The sequence below is a fragment of the Bifidobacterium sp. ESL0784 genome (assembly GCF_029433295.1).
Classification (GTDB): domain Bacteria; phylum Actinomycetota; class Actinomycetes; order Actinomycetales; family Bifidobacteriaceae; genus Bifidobacterium.
Genome location: NZ_JAQTHV010000005.1, coordinates 36,568 through 53,997 on the forward strand (window position 1 = coordinate 36,568; position 17,430 = coordinate 53,997).

Annotated in this window: 13 protein-coding genes; all 13 read right to left on the reverse strand. The window is 53.8% G+C overall.

Annotated features, from left to right (window positions below):
- Positions 1-461: 461 nt before the first annotated feature.
- Positions 462-1,373 (reverse strand): ferrochelatase, encoded by a 912-nt coding sequence (gene hemH, locus PT279_RS08890; protein WP_277167102.1) that lies wholly within the window; start codon positions 1,371-1,373, stop codon positions 462-464.
- A gap of 186 nt (positions 1,374-1,559) precedes the next feature.
- A complete protein-coding gene (gene hemH, locus PT279_RS08895) occupies positions 1,560-2,546 on the reverse strand; it encodes a ferrochelatase (RefSeq protein ID WP_277167103.1) in 987 nt (328 codons plus the stop codon).
- Positions 2,547-2,601: 55 nt separating this feature from the next.
- The gene (gene hemH, locus PT279_RS08900; RefSeq protein WP_277167104.1) at positions 2,602-3,552 is read right to left on the reverse strand and encodes a ferrochelatase; all 951 of its coding nucleotides are present in this window, start codon (positions 3,550-3,552) and stop codon (positions 2,602-2,604) included.
- Positions 3,542-4,978, reverse strand: a complete 1,437-nt coding sequence (locus PT279_RS08905) for an MFS transporter (RefSeq protein WP_277167105.1) — start codon at positions 4,976-4,978, stop codon at positions 3,542-3,544. The genes hemH (PT279_RS08900) and PT279_RS08905 overlap by 11 nt, the downstream gene beginning before the upstream one ends.
- Positions 4,971-5,885: a hydrogen peroxide-dependent heme synthase gene (gene hemQ / locus PT279_RS08910; protein ID WP_277167106.1), complete on the reverse strand. Its 915-nt coding sequence runs from the start codon at positions 5,883-5,885 to the stop codon at positions 4,971-4,973. Before hemQ ends, PT279_RS08905 begins: the two co-directional genes overlap by 8 nt.
- Before the next feature lie 903 nt (positions 5,886-6,788).
- Complete coding sequence (cas2e, locus tag PT279_RS08915) at positions 6,789-7,139, reverse strand: type I-E CRISPR-associated endoribonuclease Cas2e (protein ID WP_277167107.1); 351 nt, start codon at positions 7,137-7,139, stop codon at positions 6,789-6,791.
- A 5-nt stretch (positions 7,140-7,144) separates the two neighbouring features.
- Complete coding sequence (gene cas1e, locus PT279_RS08920) at positions 7,145-8,167, reverse strand: type I-E CRISPR-associated endonuclease Cas1e (protein WP_277167108.1); 1,023 nt, start codon at positions 8,165-8,167, stop codon at positions 7,145-7,147.
- Between the two features lie 8 nt (positions 8,168-8,175).
- Entirely contained in the window at positions 8,176-8,895 is a 720-nt protein-coding gene (gene cas6e, locus PT279_RS08925; protein ID WP_277167110.1) for a type I-E CRISPR-associated protein Cas6/Cse3/CasE, read from the reverse strand.
- Positions 8,896-8,906: 11 nt separating this feature from the next.
- Positions 8,907-9,620 carry a type I-E CRISPR-associated protein Cas5/CasD gene (cas5e, locus tag PT279_RS08930; protein WP_277167111.1) on the reverse strand — a complete coding sequence of 238 codons (714 nt, stop codon included), beginning with the start codon at positions 9,618-9,620 and terminating at the stop codon, positions 8,907-8,909.
- Complete coding sequence (gene cas7e / locus PT279_RS08935; RefSeq protein WP_277167112.1) at positions 9,617-10,726, reverse strand: type I-E CRISPR-associated protein Cas7/Cse4/CasC; 1,110 nt, start codon at positions 10,724-10,726, stop codon at positions 9,617-9,619. Before cas7e ends, cas5e begins: the two co-directional genes overlap by 4 nt.
- Before the next feature lie 23 nt (positions 10,727-10,749).
- Positions 10,750-11,403 (reverse strand): type I-E CRISPR-associated protein Cse2/CasB, encoded by a 654-nt coding sequence (gene casB / locus PT279_RS08940; RefSeq protein ID WP_277167113.1) that lies wholly within the window; start codon positions 11,401-11,403, stop codon positions 10,750-10,752.
- Positions 11,404-11,431: 28 nt separating this feature from the next.
- Positions 11,432-13,159 carry a type I-E CRISPR-associated protein Cse1/CasA gene (gene casA, locus PT279_RS08945; RefSeq protein ID WP_277167114.1) on the reverse strand — a complete coding sequence of 576 codons (1,728 nt, stop codon included), beginning with the start codon at positions 13,157-13,159 and terminating at the stop codon, positions 11,432-11,434.
- Between the two features lie 15 nt (positions 13,160-13,174).
- On the reverse strand, positions 13,175-16,468 hold the full coding sequence (cas3, locus tag PT279_RS08950) for a CRISPR-associated helicase Cas3' (protein ID WP_277167115.1): 3,294 nt from the start codon (positions 16,466-16,468) through the stop codon (positions 13,175-13,177).
- Positions 16,469-17,430 lie beyond the last annotated feature (962 nt).

The window sequence follows — 17,430 nt, forward strand, 5'->3', positions numbered from 1 at the left end:
TTCGGGAAGAGAGAACAAGCGACGTCGCTTCACCACACAACCTGCGGACTTCCGATCCTCCAGTAAAACCGGATTTCCGTTACACCAGCGAAAGATAGGAGACAAGGCCTTCATCGAATCACTGATTACAGTGTACACGCCTTTGCCGTCTTTTGCGACACTCTAGCAAAAATTCGTCTCGAAATACGGAAATATATCAAAATGGAATATCGTAGCCGTCGTTTAGGCGACGCCCTTAAAGATAGACCGTTTGACGGAGATTGCGGCCACCTCCCTGCGGATTCATCAGGAAGCGGAATTCGCAGGGCCATGAACGCACAACCGCTTTTCGGCACCGCAAACGCTCGCGCGAAAAACAATCACCGACATCGCCCAGTGAACGGTTTCGGCATTCCAACACACCCACGCTAAAAACATTCACTTGCGGCCAAGATCAGGTCAAAGCGGCAAAGGCAACGACACTATCGCCCGCAGGCCGCGTCCTCGAGCGCGGCGGTGAGCAGCGGGTCGGTGTTCGGCAGCGGGAGACGAACCAAAGTGGCACCGAGGCCTTCGACGGTCTTCCTGAAGGCGACGTCCACGCCGAAAAGCACCTCGAGATTGTCGGCGATGAAACTCAACGAACCCGAGACAATGGTCTTGATCCTCTGATTCTCGATCAACTCCTTGGCCACGTCGTTGATGTCGGGCAGGACCCATTCCTCCGGCGTGCTGCCGCCGTTCTGCCAGGCGATGACGTACTTGCTTTCGTCGAGACCGGCGGCCTCCGCCACTGCTTTGGCGACTTGAACGGCCTGATCAGTATAGGGGTCGCCGCTTTTGACCACGCGGGTCTGCAGGCTGTGAGAGCTCAGGATGACCAACGTGCTCGGACGGCCGATGACTTCCTGCTCGTCCTTCAAGCGGTCGGCCCAGTATTGGATGAGATTGTGGTCGAGCCACCAGCCACGTACCGCACGATAGGAGACCTGCGGATACTGTGCGAGCCGGGTTTCGGCGCGATTGTGGTAGTCGCCGCTAGCGTAGGAACGCTCCGGAAACAGCGGCAGGCCGACCACTTTCGTATAGCCGTCGGCTACGATCCGGTCAACGGTCTCGAAAATCGTGGGCGACGCGTATTTGAAGGCGAGATAAACCTGATATTCGCCAGGATGGTCCCGATCAAGCTTTTCCTGCAAGGCTTCGGCCTGCTCACCGGTGACGCGGCCGAGCGGCGAAGTACCGCCGATGATCTCGTAGTGTTCCCTCACCGACCGGTACATTTCCTCGCTCGGCTTGCCGCCGTGGATGCCGGTATAGAAATCCCGCACTTCCCCGACGTTGTCGGGGGCGCCAAGGCCCATGAGCAACACTGCCGTTTTCTTCTCTGCCATGATTGTCAACCTTCTTTTATAGGAAATGACGATTATTACTGATAATTATTAGAATGCAATAGTTACGATTATGCGGAATCTCCATACCGGAAAACCAAAACTCTTCGCAAGATTCCGGTTTTTCGATTTCTTCAGTTTTCAAAAACCGTTAAATCCATGCCACCGCGACTCACTTGGCTACCGTATCTACGCAATTTTTATGCAATGAGCGCAAGGAACGGCAATCCCGATCTGGGACCGAGCTCTGACCTCGCCTTCGCATACCAAATCCTCCAGCGCCTCGATAAGTAACGGATCGTCGTTGGGCATACGCAGACGAATCAGCGTTCCGCCAAGCTTTTCGACGTTTGCCTTGAGCTCGATATCGATGTCGTAGAGCACTTCGACATTGTCGGCGATGAAACTCAGCGGGGCCACGACAAAGGTGTCCGCCTCGCCGCGCTCGATGAAGTCGCGGACGGCGACCTCGATGTCCGGGGCCAGCCATTTGTCGACCGAGGGGCCGCCGCACTGCCAGGCCACCGACCATTTGCCGTCTTGAAGTCCGGCACGTTCGGCCACGGCCTTGGCATTGTTGACCGCCTCGTCGCGATACGGATCGCCGCCTTCGATCACAGTATTTTTGACACTGTGCGAAACCAGCAGCACCTTGGCATTCGGCATGTCCACGGTTTCGCGGACCTCGGCAAGCCGGTCGGCCCAGAAGCGAACGAGATGCTCGTCAGACCACCAGCCGCGCACGGCGGTGTAGACCATGTGCGGATGCTTGGCGAACTGGGCCTCGGCCCGGCGATGGTAGCCTTCGTTGGTCGAGGTGGAATACTGCGGCGCAAGGGCGATGCCCCGCACGTCGGTGATGCCGTCGGCGGCAATCTGGTCGGCGACGTCCTCGATGAAGGGCTCGATGTATTTGAATCCGGTATAGACCTTGTAACGATCCGGGAAATCATGGTCAAGCCGACGCTGCAACGCGCCTGCCTGATCGTCGGTGACGTGGGCCAACGGCGAGATGCCACCCATGTTCAGCGCGTCATAATGCGATTTCACGCTTTCGTACACCTGCTCGCTCGGCTTGTGCCCGCCAAACATGCAAGTGCAGAAATCCATGATGTCGCTGGATTGATATGGCGTGCCGAAACCCATCAGCAGCACCGCCGTGACTTGTTGGCCCATCGTTGTTTCCTTGCGTCGGTTTCTTATTTAATTTTGCTATTGCTGTCGCCGCTCGCTATTCGGCGCCCAGAACGGCATCTTCAAGCGCGGCTTCCAGCAGCGGGTCGGCGTTCGGCATCTGCAGACGGCGAAGCTTGCCACCCACGGATTCGATTTCGTCCCTGAGCTCGATATCGACGTCATCGAGAATCTCGAGGTTGTCGGCGATGAAGCCGAGCGAACCCGAAACGATGGTTGAAATACCGCCGTTTTGAATGAGATCCTTTGCAGTCTCTTTGAAATCGGGCCCTATCCACGGCTCACCGGTACGGCCGGCGCTCTGCCAGGCTATGGTGAATCGGTCATGGCGCAGGCCGACCGCTTTGGCGACGGCCTTGGCGTTATTGGTCACTTCATTGAGATAAGGGTCACCGCCGTTGATGATGCGCATCGGCAGGCTGTGGGCGCTGAAGATAACCTTGGTATCGGCACGGTCGATGAGATCCTTCATGGCGATCAGCTGGTCGGCCCAGAACTTTATGAGATTCTTGTCTTTCCACCAGCTGCGAATGGGATGATAGGTGATCTCCTGATGCTTTTTCAGGGCTTCCCGGGCGCGGTCATGATAGTTTTCAACGGAATAGACCGAATACTGCGGAGCGAGTGGAAGTCCATAGATGTCGGTGATGCCGGCCGCGCTGAATTCGTCGATGGTGTCGGCAATATACGGCTCGATGTATTTGAAGCCCTTGCGCACCACGTATTCACCGGGATGGTCGCGGTCGAGCGCGGCTTGGAGTCCGGCGACCTGGTCATCGGTGATCTTGGCGAGCGGCGAAGTGCCGCCAATGGCCTCGTAACGGCCGGCGAGTTCATCGAAGAGGCTCTGTGGCGGTTTCACACCGTGACGAATGTTGGTGTAATAGCCCATGATGTCCTCGGTTTTGTACGGGGTGCCGTAGGCCATCAAGAGCACTGCCTTCTTGGGGGCGAAAGTTACGTTGTCGGAATTGTTTTCACTTGTCATTATCGATGTTTCCTTTGTTGAATGGAATGAATAGGGTCAGCACGATGCACACCACCGCGATGATGAGCGCGACGAGGAACATGGCACGGAACGAGGTCAGCGTCGGGTTGCCCTTGACGCTGCCGATGAGCTGGGCGGAGGCGAAGACGAGCGGGGCGATGGTCATGCCGATCTTCTTGCACGCCGAGACGCCGCCGATGGCCTGCATACGCTGGTCAGGCGCGGCCAGACGGCCGGCGATAACCTGCAGCGGCGAGGACATGAACGCACCCAGACCGAAGCCGAACAAGGTCGAAAGCACGAAGAACGCAGGCAGGCTGTGTGCCGTGAAAAGAATGCCGATCACGGAAATGCCGTTGATGGCGCTCGAGACGATCAAAGCCTTCTTATTGCCGAGCTTGTCGACGAAAATGCCGCCAACGTACGAGCCGATCAGACTGCCCAGGCCGGTGCCCATCATGGTCATGCCGGAAAGCGCCTTGGAAAGATGGAAGACGTCGTGGACGTAAGAGGGAATGTAGACGAACAGCGAAAAGAGGCTGCCGCCGACCATCGCGAGCACGAGGGTCAGCACGTAGGAACGGTTGCGGAACAGGCTGATCGGCAGGAACGGCATTGTGGACTTGTCCAGCTTCTTTTCGCAATAGAGGAAGACCAGGAACGCAACCACAGCAACGACGAAGAGCACGAGGATCATGACCCAATACTGCTTGAAATGCTGGCTCATGGTGATGCCCAGCATCAGCGTCAAGAGCACCACGGAGAAGGAGCAGAGGCCCGCCAAATCGGTTTTGCTGCTCTTCGCCGCAAGCTGGTTGTCCATGACGAACCAAGCCATTACGAAGAGGATGAGCAGGACGGGAAGCATGCCGTAATAGAAGGCGCGCCAGTTCTTGGCCATGCCGATGGCCATACCTGCCAGGGCCGGACCGGCGACCGCGGAAAGACCCGCGACCACGCCGACGAAGGAGACCCTGCGGCCCTGATGGTTCTTGTGGGCGGCCTGCATAAGCTCGTTCATCGCGAGCACCATGATGCCACTGTCGCCGATGGCCTGGATGAAGCGACCGGCGAGCATCAGCGGATACATCGGAGCAACCGCAGTGAGCAGGCAGCCGACGAACCAGAAGCCGAGCTCCCACAGGAAGACCTTCTTGGTGCCGCGGGTGTCGGAAAGGTTCGCCATGATCGGCGTGCCGACCACCAGGCCCAGCGTGTAGATGCCGGCGACCCATGAGGAGCTCAGCGTCGTAAGGCCGAAGGTCTTGACGATTGAGGAAAGCAGGGTACCCGCCGAACCGCTGTCGAGCTGGGTGACGAAAACGACCAGCGCATAGAACCAGATCGGGGGCTTGCTCACCGCGTGGCCGACGGTTTTCGCCGCGTCGGCCGCCTTGGTTGCGGCTTGGGACATGGTGTCACTCATGATGATGAGTCTCGGAGTTTGGCGCGACCGCGGCGGAATGTTCCGATGCGGTCGGATGTGGCGGTATGGCAGGTTGCACGGCAACCGGTTCATTGGATCCGGCGGGAATAATCTCGCCTTCCAGCGTATGGCGAGCGCCCGGCTTCGGCTTGCTTACCTCCCAACCGTCAAGGAAAAAGTGGTCCAGATCCTCCACGGGCAGATACGTTCCTGATACGAAATAAGGAAAATCGCCATAAACGGCACTGGCTTCGGCGTAGCGCATGGCTTCGATGATCTTCTTGAAGACCAGCGGGTCGTCGGCCAGGAGTAGGACACCCCACTCGTGGTCATCGAGCCCCATCGCGCCGGTGATGAACGGGAGCACGCGGCCGCCGAACGAACGACCGATCATGCCATGGTCCTTCATATAGGCCTGGCGCTGCTCGAAGGGAAGCGTGTACCAGTTGGCACCCGGATCACGGGTTTTCGACATCGGGTAGAAGCAGACATACGGCTTCTTGGGCAGCTTCGGCTTGACCGCACGCTCGACATAGCCCCAACCACGCTCGCTTTTCGGCTTGCCGGAATAGGTACCGGATTCGCCGATGGAGACGAATGAACCGGCCCTGGTCAGGAACTCGGAAAGCGGTAGCTTTGCCAAACGGTTTTCGATTTCGTTGAGCTCATCCAACGTCTCGCGGTAAAGAATCAGACCAAGGTCGCCCTTGGTGCCACTGACATCGAAGAGGTACCAGCTGCCTTTGCCGGCTTTCTCATTGGCCCCGAATTCACCAAGCATCTGCTTGAACTGGGCCACTTCACTGCGTTGCGCTTCAGGGCTCTGCTTCTGGAATGACGGCCAATCCATCTTCCACCACAGGTCCAGGCAATACCAACCATCCAAGGTCGCTACTGGCTCTTGCATATCCTCATCTCTCCTTTTGCTTTGTATGCGGATATGCCTGCCAGCCCGCGGCACGGCGTTGTTGCACGTCATTGTCGACAAGACCAGTCAGATACATCCGATAGGTTACATCAAACCTTGTAAGTCTTTTTTGACAATTAAACAGGTTATCACTTTATAATAACCCATATAGTTACCAAAATTAACACAAGAAACCTTGCTAACAACAACAAAACAGCCGTTCTTGCCAGATATCTCTAAATAGCCATCAACGCAGACAACTAACTAAAAAAATCTGTTATAATAACTATTAGAAGGTTTGACTTCTCAAGTCACAAGAAATATGTTACTCGCCAAAAACAACTTTTGAGACGTTTTACCAATATTTAGTCTCAAAACAAGCTATTCCGCGGATTTCCCGGCGTGTCGCGCTCTAGTGAGCGACATTGCGTCGCAATCGAGCGATGGAAATAAAGGACCCCCACACCAACCTATGACTACTGAAAAAGCCTGGCAATACGTGTGGAATTTTTCATACGAGAGTCCAACACAAAAAGAGCCCGGCGTACGCCGGGCTCAAACCCCACAATTGTGAGGACCATCTTGGAATCCCACAATTCAACATGGTCAAATTGGGATCATCTCCATAGATGGAGAGCGCACTATCTGCCAGCGATTACATACAACATCATTACAAGCAGAAGCACGACCGAAACGAGGATAAGATCTCGAAGAATAATCAAAGCAGTTACCCTTCTCTGAGTCTTTCCCTGTTTTACCTTAGAAAGCTTAATGCTCGACGCAATACGAATGGACGAGGTTTCGGCTTTCTCTTTAATGGATATTTTCATTCTCACCTCCTTTCATAATAAAAATTATCATAACCAATAGACATTTTACAATTTAATATAATTAAATTGTTATTTATTTATCGAACTTCTTGATTTTCCGATATTTACTAGCGTTGCTCCAGCCATGCTTGATGTGGCCGGCCATGGAAGCCTTCTCTGCGCCTTTGGGCCGTTTCACTAGTTCAAGCCCATCGCAATCGGTCGGAATCCAATCCGGACGATGCACTTTGAACGCCAAATGCTGTTCGTTGCGGGCGGAATAGACCATTATCGCGCGACCGTCTTTCACCAAACCCGTGATTCTTTCCCACAGTTCTTCTCTAACTCGCGCCGAAACATGGCCAACGAACACCCCAGGCGAAATCTCAAGCAGCCAACGGGTCAAATCGCCTCGTAAACCCACAGGACATGCGGTCAGTACCACAACTATCAATGTCCACCGCCTGTCATAAAAACGGAATCCTCATCGTCGGCCTCACCGCCATACGATTTGCCTGCATCGACTTCGCCAAGTTTTTCATCCCAGAGACCCACATGATCCGAATCGGGGTCGTCCCGGACGCCCTCGGCGTCCAAAAGATAGTGAATATCCTTGACCATCCGAGACATAATCGACAAATCATAAACGGCATCGCGCATGTTGCGACGAGTGACGGCACCGATATCCTCAGGATGAGCGGCCGCCGTGTCGAAAGCGACAGGAATGACGAGTTCGGCACGGTACAAATCCGCAATGTCATAGACGAAGGAGCGTTCATGGCCGACGTGCACAAATCCAAGCCCCGGAGAACAACCGAGCGCAACGATCACCGCATGTGCTATGCCGTACATGCAGGTGCTTGCCGCCGAAAGCGCCTGATTGATCTCATTGCCGGCCTCGAAATCAAGATGGTCATAGGTTCTTTTGTCCCATTCGACACCCGTCCGCTTCGAGTTTTGCCGATACACTTTGCGAACCCGTGCACCTTCCCGTCCTCGAAGTTGCTGCATGGTCAACCGGCTGACATCCTCGCCGGGAAAGCGCATCCCGTACATTTTCCTGGCGACAGCCAAACGAGTTCGGGTATTCGAGACCAAAGCAGCCTGCTTCTGCAGCAACGCGGCGGAATGTGTCAGCGGCCGACCAAACGCGTACATCCGCACACCACGTTCGCCGACCCATATCACCGAAGCGCCATTCTCACCGATAACCGTCATCGCCTGGTGGGTAACATTGCTACCCGGCCCAAGAAGCAAAACGCTCAACGAAGCTGCAGGAATATGAATCGTACCGGTGTTGTCGGTGACTGTGATGGCGTTGTCATCGCGTTTAACGATACAATGCTCGAAGTAAACGAAGGAAATCCTGTCTTCAGCACGGACCAATTCGTCCAATTCCGGAGGAGGAGAACCCGGAATTGAACTATTATGCTTTTTCTTGACCCTCACCGAAGGTTCAGAATTATTTTCCATTATTCGCCTTATTCAACAGATGGATTGACCTTGATTGGAGCCACCGTCAGCAAGCCGCAACCGAAGCCTTTGGCCCTGCCTATACCGAAACAGAGCGCGTGCTTGAATTTTTCGGCATCCGTTACTTCTAGTGAACCATCAAAAAGCACCGTGGAAATCGTGACCTTATCGCCCTTGCGTTGTCCACCCTGCTCGGTTCGCTGAAAACATTCTTTTTTACGTTGTGAAACAACCAGCTGATAGTTACCTTTATGCTGCAGGACATTGAAACCGTTCGACTCCGAGCGATCGATGAGCCACTGGGACTGCTGCTCTACGGTGACATGTCCCAGCCGTTTCCCATCTTGCGGCTTTCCATGCCCCGCAAACTTGTCATGCGCTACTTTATGAACGGGATTGGCACGCAATCTGAAATTGAAGCGTGCACCGACATTGATACGGTTCAAAACTGGGGTATAATCCTTCGATTCCCATTCCTGATACATCGGCCATCCGGCCTGTTCTACGATGTGGGTGAAATCCGGTTTGGCCGGACTGACGACGTAAAGCCAAACCGAATGGGATTCCTTATTGAAATCCAGCCGCCAGAGGATTCTTCCTTCCTCCGTTTGCCTCACTATACTTGGAGGGAAACACGCCTCTACCGCTGCATGCATCCGATATGGCGACGCAATAAGCTGCTGTGCGCCATATCTTCCTGCGTTCAAAGGGATTCTTGAGATAAACATTCCTGGTCTCCTCAGAAATTCATGGGATCATGGTCATCGGCGAACCGCATCGCACCAGCATCGTTGGCAATATCGACATCAGGACAATCGGGATTGGGTACCGAAAAATGGTAGACAGCCCTTCCGGCATATTGACGATGCTTGATGCTGAAACTCAGCGGCAAATCATCCTGATTTTCCGTGTTCTCCCCCGGATGGGCATCACAAGCGACTTCCAATTGCGGAAGATTATGCCTGCTTTTGTAATAATCCGAAGCCCGCCAAGGCTCTTGCGCAAGCGCTTGACGCACGTCGTCATACTCATCGTGTACTCCCAACGTCACCGGGAAATCAGCTGGACACGCCCTTCTGCCCAAGTACAACGGCCATTTCGGATTTCTCAAGGTAACGTCCAACGTCACAAGAAAATCACGCGTGCCACCCAGCGCTACCAAAAATCTTGCATCGGCCAGATAATACCGATTCGTCAACGGCATCGGCTTGCCTTCGACTGGTCTTTCAGTCTGGAAATCGCGAATTACGCGACCGGGCTGCTCAACACGCACGCCGAATTCGAGCCCAGCCAGGTCTTCTATCGGGTCCTCTCTGCTGCGGCCTTGCGCCGAAGCAAGCAATCCCAGAACGCCGCTTTTCGTGGGCTCATTATTGGTGTTGCGTCGCACGAAACGAGATGAGTCGCCCCACGACTGCATGGGAGCCGAGAGACTGAGCAGCAGGACGCTCATGCTTCCTGCCCCGCCTTTAAAGAGTCCAGAACAGCGTTATGCAGGTCTTGCTTCAACTTTTCAAGCGTTGTGCCGGTTTCCGTGCCAATCGACCAGGAATGCTTTGCCTTGACATCGTAATCCTTCTCCACTTTCTCGATCTTCTTGGTCAACAGTTCCACAGCATTCTCGGATACGGAATGATCGGCGTCGGCCCGGACAGGCTTTTCAAAGGCAGAAACCATATTGATCGGCTGATCTTTGCGCAGAGAAACGATGACGACCTCAGGAAGCGTATGGTTGGCGAACGAATTCTGCTTGCCTGACGGCATAGAACGTACGAACGCTTCGACAAAAGCGACGACCGCATCGGCAACGGCTTCGTTGTCGTCAATCTGATCGGCCAGTGAATCGACATTCACATTGGCGTAGCGATACAGCGTCGAAGCATTGAACCCCGTGCTGTCGATCATGGCTGCTCCGGCGTTGTCATCGTTGGCAAGATCGTCCAAGGCCGTGAAATAGTCGGCTTCCTGACGAACTGTATCCACCGAAATCGCATGGGCCACCTGGGATGCGGCATCCACATTGAGGTCCGGAGCATCGGCCAACATCCGCCCGAACAAGGCGATATCGATGGCCTGTGTGCCGTGGAAAATATCCTTGGCCACTTTTTTCATTTCGGTATCCGGCTTCTTCCAGTCAGCACCTTCATGAGCCCATTGCACCGCGAGATCGGCAAGCTTGTCGAGCTCGCGCTCACTGATGAAGACGAGATAGCCGGTCTCGTCGTTGCCTTGCTGGGAACCAGCCCTCGTCGACGACTGTGTCTTGATGCCGATGATCTTCAACAAGGACGCGGCAAGCTCATCAGAGGAATCCTTGAGGTCGGGATCTTTTACGCAAATCCGATCCGAAATTTCGCCGGGAACCAGTTTGGTGCGTACGCCAAGCTTTTCTTCAGGCAAAACCTTTCTAAAACTGTCACGCATGGCCTTTTTCCAGGCCTGACTGGAGACTCTGGCGCGCAACGAGCCGCCATAGTAAGCGGTTTTCGGGCTTCCGGTATCGTCACGGTTAATATTGCTGGGCGGTACATTCTGGATTGCATAGATATCAACGAACATGAGTATGCCTTTCTTGATTATTGCTACGATTTATTGTTTTCCGAAGATTTGTCGCCGTCATTGGCACTTGATCGAGTCATATAGTAGTCCCTGCCCCACCTCATGATCACATCATCATGGCTTCCGTCAAATTGAAGCAGATAAAGGTCGCTGGCCAATTCCCGGTAGCAGATACGGCACGCAACAGCATTGGCACTGCTCCTCATCAGTTTGATGAGTTCACGCATAATGCGGACCGAATCCTCAAAACTGCTGGCCGTCTCAAGGCTGCGCAGACGGGCATGAACGCCATTGGCGCGGTCCAAATCGGGCTGGACGCCGCGGCAAGCGCCACCGAAGGAACCTAACCTTCTTTGCACAGCCCGTTTCTCCGGCGTTTCGCCATCAATTGCCAGATTCATACCGAGGCTGCTTTCCGACTGCTGGTGATAAGCGTATAGCTGCAAGGCGGCTTTGACGGCAAGAAGCTCTTTCGACTTAGGCTCCGGAACACCAAGCTCCTCGATTCGCCAATCTTCAAACAATTCATCGCCAACCGACATCCAATCGCTTCCGGTCTGGGTATCCAACCTACGAAGACGCGCCAGTTGAGCACGGGCCCAGGTCTTCTCGCGCGGGTTGCCATAGACATAACAACGTTGCAGCCGTGAGACCTTGCCATTGACATACTTGCCCACGGCATCAGCTTTTTGTCCTAACGTCATCTCAATCGCCTTCTCTTTCCAGTTGATTCGTATCCTCGGTCTGTTCGCCCTTTTCCGAAACCTTCAATGGCCCGAGCAAACTCCGTAATTGATTGAAATAGATGCTGCAGGCCTTGGCAGCCGACATGTGGGCACCGTTCTTCATGGTCTTGTCATCGAATTCGCGGAAAACAGCACCCTGTGCGTCATCAGACAGATAATGCTGACCAATTCGTCGCAGAAGCTTGTGAGCGTCTTGTTTCCATTCCGTCTCATAAAGCGGGATATCACAATCCGGGGCAAATCGAGAAATCCGCTGTCTGCACATACCGTCGAGCTGGCCATAGGCGAATTCTTTGACGTCCGTCGAGGCTCCATCACTTCTGTCACCGCCCGCAGTACGGATGCGACCAACGAACCCTGCAAGATCCTTAACGCACTGCTCAAGTAATTGAACTACCTCAACAATCGAATTGATGATTTCACCGGCCTCGGGAGCTTCCGGCTGCAACAAGGCGGCATTGATATCCAGTCTGTCATCGATGCCATCGGCATACACCGAACTTTGGGTTCCATAGGTCATCGATTGGGTATGGATCGTCACTTGCGGCAACGCTTCGCCGGCATCTTTGAATTGTTCGTCCACATCATCCATCCATGCCAGCACACCAGGCCGACGGCTATCATTCTCTATTTTCAGCATCGGTTCAAGATTGCGCCACAACGCCCTGCTTGAATCCAACGTCCTCGGCATGAAGGGAGGAGAGGGAAGATTGAGCTTCTTCTGTTGCGGAACGCTGGTGCGCCAAGCCGTCATCATTTCACAGGTCTGCTTGTTGACGGCGGTAAGGACATCTCCATAACAGGAAATGACCCCTATGATCTTATCTATGGTCGCGTCAGGCACCAGCCGAACCCGTCTGCTTTGCCAAGTCAGCAAATCCACCACACCTCGTGGCTCGTCACGCATCGTAATGTCAGGACCCGCAGGTTCGCGTTCCCAAGGAGCGGTATCCCGCTCGTCGCCTATCAATGGCGTTTCGCCTCGTTTTGAGTCCCCGACAAGGCACCAATTGAGCATCAAGGTCTCGAAAAGGTTTCTACCTTCAAGGAACGTTCCACCGATGGCTCCGAGCCAACCCGTGCCGACACGCCCCTTCGGAGCATAGACTTTGCCTTTGTTGACATGGGTATTGCCGACAACCGGGGTCTTGATGCCTCCGACATCATAGGTCTGCATGAACACAAGCCATCGTGCCGCCTCGGACAGAGAAACGTCTTTGATGGTACCTTTCGCGCGCATGGAAAACAGGAATTTATCAGGTTTGGGAATATCGGCAATCAGTTCAGCAACATCGTCGTACTCTTTGTCTCCCACATATTCCAAACCGGCCACCTGCATGAATGGCGCATCGTCATCAATAAGGTAAAACCTGTCATGAACCGAATCAAGATATTCTTCAAGAGCTTGGACGTCGAAACCCCCTTGGTCCCATACCGCTTTCCAAAACACCATTTTCTGTTCGTCGGAACCGTCAAAATTATAGAGCGCGGTATAGGAACGGTACAGAATGGCCAGAATCAACCTCAACAAAGGCAGGGTCTGCTGCGGTATATCCCCTGATATCTCACGAATCTGTGGAGCCTGCTGCAAAAGCGTCGTAATCGAGACATCGCAGGCATGGCCATCAGTATAGACCACACTGATCCAAGGTTCATCTAGCAAATTGAATTTCGAATTCTTGGTCATTTCGCCTCCATCTGTTCAGGCCTTATCAACGGCTCCATCGTCCTGTTGATCGTCTTTTTCATATTCTAGACCATTCTCTCGCGTATACCGCAATCGATACCCCAGTAGCGATGTCTCATAAACCCCATTGTCGGCCTTTTCAAGGAAAAGAACCAGCCTGCCGGCGAGCCAACGGGACTCCTGCCATTGCATGACATCATCGGCGCACCCATCTTCCAATTGCTCGATCAGCTTGTCGATTTTAGACGGCGCGCAGAGAGCCAGCGGAAGCCTCACAGCACACTGCGCAACAAGTTGAGAAAGGGTATCGTTCGGCAGTTCGTTAGCAGGCACTTCAGAACCGAGAGGAATTCCACAAGACTTATCTCCGATCCAGGGCAGAAGCCTAACGCCATCATCGCTTTTGGTCAGCAACAACACTTCTATGCTTTCCTGCGTGTCACGAACCGCGCGCGGCCCGATGTCATCGTCCAGATGGAATTTACTGCCATCGACAAGCTCGCCGCTCTGGTTCACCTCGTCTAAAGCGGAGAACAGATCTACCAATGAGTTGCCCCTACATTCCAATACTTTCAGCGAATGCAGCAAATGACTTCCCGCCCGCCGCTTCTTGCGCATATCCTCGGTCTGCCTTTTCTCCACTGCCGTCTGATACCGTTCAATCCAGCTTGGCGGAATATGCTTGGCTACTTTATCGGAATAAGCGGTACGGACCAATGTCGGAATATTGTCGGGTAACGAGACGCAGGAAGCCGCGCCCTCATCACTAAGTCTCGATACCGCCAAAGACTCCATCAATGAAGCAGCGGAATATACCCTACCTATCCCCGGCGAAAATCGCGGACCATTCGCCTGCCAAGACGAAACTCCACGGATATAGCATCTAGCGCGGCGCAGATTCACCGGCCGGTCGCACTCGCCTTCTCCCCTGTGGTGACGATGAACCCTGCCAAGCCGCTGCATCAAGAGATCAACGGGAGCGATGTCGGTGACCAACAGATCAAAATCGATGTCCAACGATTGTTCCAACACCTGAGTGCCGACCACAATCAGCCGATCGGGACGTTGTTCATTCGTACGCGTGGCCTTTGGCCCCAGAACCTCACGCAGACGCTGTTCGTTGGCCATTCTGTCTAAGTCCATGAACCGCGAATGGGTCAGGAACACTTCACCCTCGCCTTGAAAACGTTCGGAAAGAAGCTTTTTGACTGCTTGGGCACGGCCAACAGTATCGCATATGACTCCTGCGCATCCGCCATCGGCAAGCTTGTCTTTGAGGACCTTCACCAATGCCTCATCGCTGTCATCAATCAGGCTCATATCAACCGAAGTATGACGACCTGAAGGCTCGGTCTGCACAGACTTGACTTCCTGACCGTCGGTATAAGTAATCAGCGGATACGAAGTATCGACTTCCTTGTTATCTAAATCCGGACAGGCCGAAACCGCTTCCGTTTCTTCGCAGTCTGCAGCTTTCTTGTGATTTTTGGGAGTCGGCATGATCGCTTTAACATCTTTTTTTGATTTGGGAAGACCCGCACCCTGCCGATATGCCTCGACCATTTCTGCTCGTTGGTCTTCCGGCAATGTCGCGGACAACAAAATCACCGGCGTACCGGCCGCCCCCAACCACTGCAGCACACGCAGCAGATACTGTCGCATATAAGTATCGTAGGCATGACATTCATCGACGATGACAACCTTGTTGATCATCGCAAGCTGACGGAGCGCCACATGCTTCATATCCAAAGCCGACATCAGCAACTGGTCGATGGTGCACACCAGAAAATTGGCCAGGACGCCCTTCTTCTTGCCCATCATCCATTCGGAGACCAAGGCCGATTCGGTGCCGTCTTTGCTCTGTGCGACATCGTCACTCACATCGTCACTCACATCGTCACCGATATCGTTGAAACCCCTTTGAAACGATTCATCAATCAATCCCTGGAATTTCTCGTTGAGCCTCGCCTTACCGTGCGCCAGATAGACGCTTTTCTCACTTTGGCCGCATTCCTGCTTTAACGTGCCTTTATTACCGCCTTGCGATGATTCTTCTCCGCTATCCTGCGGAAGCTTATTAATCCATTCAAGCACTCTGCCGAACATCGCGTCGGTGGTCGGCAGTGCCACACAGACCCCGCTGCGACCGCTTTTCTCGGCAAAAACCTCTGATACCGCGAGCGCCGCTTCAGTCTTGCCTTCACCCATCGGCGCTTCGATAACCATAATTCCTGGGGTCGAAACCTGCTTGGCAATATTGACTACTTCTCGTTGCATCGGTCTGGCCTGGGCTCCATCGGGCAACGAGAAACGGCGTTCATACAATTCCTGTGTCGAGCAATCCAATGCATCAGCTTCGCTTGAATCATGCCAAGCGGGAATCAATCCGGTCCTCATCCAGCCTTCGTTCGCGCGCGACTGCAAAGCTGGGAGGTTAACCACATCATTACTAATATAACGTTGTTTGCCGCCCATCATCGGAATGAGCGGAAATACGTCCTGGTTGCTGGCAATCCAATCAGCCATGATGACCAAACCGGTCAATACCATGGCGGGAAGCGGCTGGAGCCTGAAACCGGCAAGAAAATCAACCGAAGCGTCATCAAGGCCCACAAGACTACGAACAAAATCAATCAGTTCCGCCTGCGCGCTTTTCCAAGTCTCGCCATCGTCCGACCGCCAACCCATCTCAGAACCCAAATCATCTTCGGCGGACTTCAAATCTCCCTTTACCGGCGGCTTGCCATGATGCCCGCCGACCACACAAAAATATGATTCGCACTGTTTCCTGTTCCAATGGTATTTCTGCATGAAATATTTGGTAAGCATGACCTGACCTGCGATAGGGTGCGTGGGCTTTGTCTCTCTATCAATATCTGGACTATAGAGAAGTTTCACCTGATCAAGTAGATAGGTAAGCCTATACCATTGCCCGTTCTCTGCTTTCCATTGCTTGCATTGGAACACGGGCACCGCCTTGCCGATATCGTGAACCCCCGCAAGAAAGCAATATAGTTTCCGAGCTATTTCGGAATTGCCGCCAACTGCCTGCTCGACGACGCGACGAGTACCTTGCGGAACCCACTGGTCCCATAGCTTTTGTGCCACGAATGCCGAATCGGACATGTGCATGAAAAGCGGAAGCCAACAGTCATTCTCGTTTCTATCGGACTTGCCCCATAAGGCTGATGATTGGGAAGACAAACACAAAGTTCTGCCAGCTACATCCGCCTTATACGATGTAGCTGACGTATCCGCTGTATATGATGCCATGACTTCGATCCATTCCGCTTTGACTGATAGCTCCAAAATACTCTTTCGATAGAATATAAAAATATCGTTTTGGAATGCTTACGAATTGGTTCGAAACGGCTGATGACTTTTAGTAATTTCTTGGCTGGAGATTTAAAGATTTGTCAAATGCGTCTTCATAGTGGGTTCATAGGACATAGAAAGAATCGCCTGAGCTCTCTGCTCACAGAGATTTTATGATTACCACGTTAGGACGAGACTGCTGTACCCGAAAGAATTTCCGAACCTGCCACGAACAACTTGAGAATCTGGAGTTTCAAGGCATGCAACAAAGGCAATCCCCACGGTTGCGAGGAACACAAATCACCGTCAAACGACTTGTCCATGACCGGAGGATCATCCCCACGCTTACGAGGAGCATATGATCTGGCCCTTGGCCATCGCGTCGCGGAAGGGACCATCCCCGCGCTTGTGAGGAACATGTTCATTACTCTGCTTATCAAGTATATTTCTGTAGGATCATCCCCGCACTTACGGGGAGCACCCGTGATGCCGTTACCTATCGTAGGCTTTACAACCATCATCCCCGCGTTTGCGGGGAGCACTTCTCGTGGGCGACATGGACACCCAACACGACACCATCATCCCCGCGTTTGCGGGGAGCACCCTCGGCCGCAGGTTCCTCATCCGGCGGTCCGGGGATCATCCCCGCGATTGCGGGGAGCACAGGACGAGGACGACCTCATTGGGCGAGACGTGGGGATCATCCCCGCGCTTGCGGGGAGCACGACACCGGCCTCATCGAAGCAAGAGACCGTGCGGGATCATCCCCGCGCTTGCGGGGAGCACGACACCGGCCTCATCGAAGCAAGAGACCGTGCGGGATCATCCCCGCGCTTGCGGGGAGCACGACACCGGCCTCATCGAAGCAAGAGACCGTGCGGGATCATCCCCGCGCTTGCGGGGAGCACGACACCGGCCTCATCGAAGCAAGAGACCGTGCGGGATCATCCCCGCGC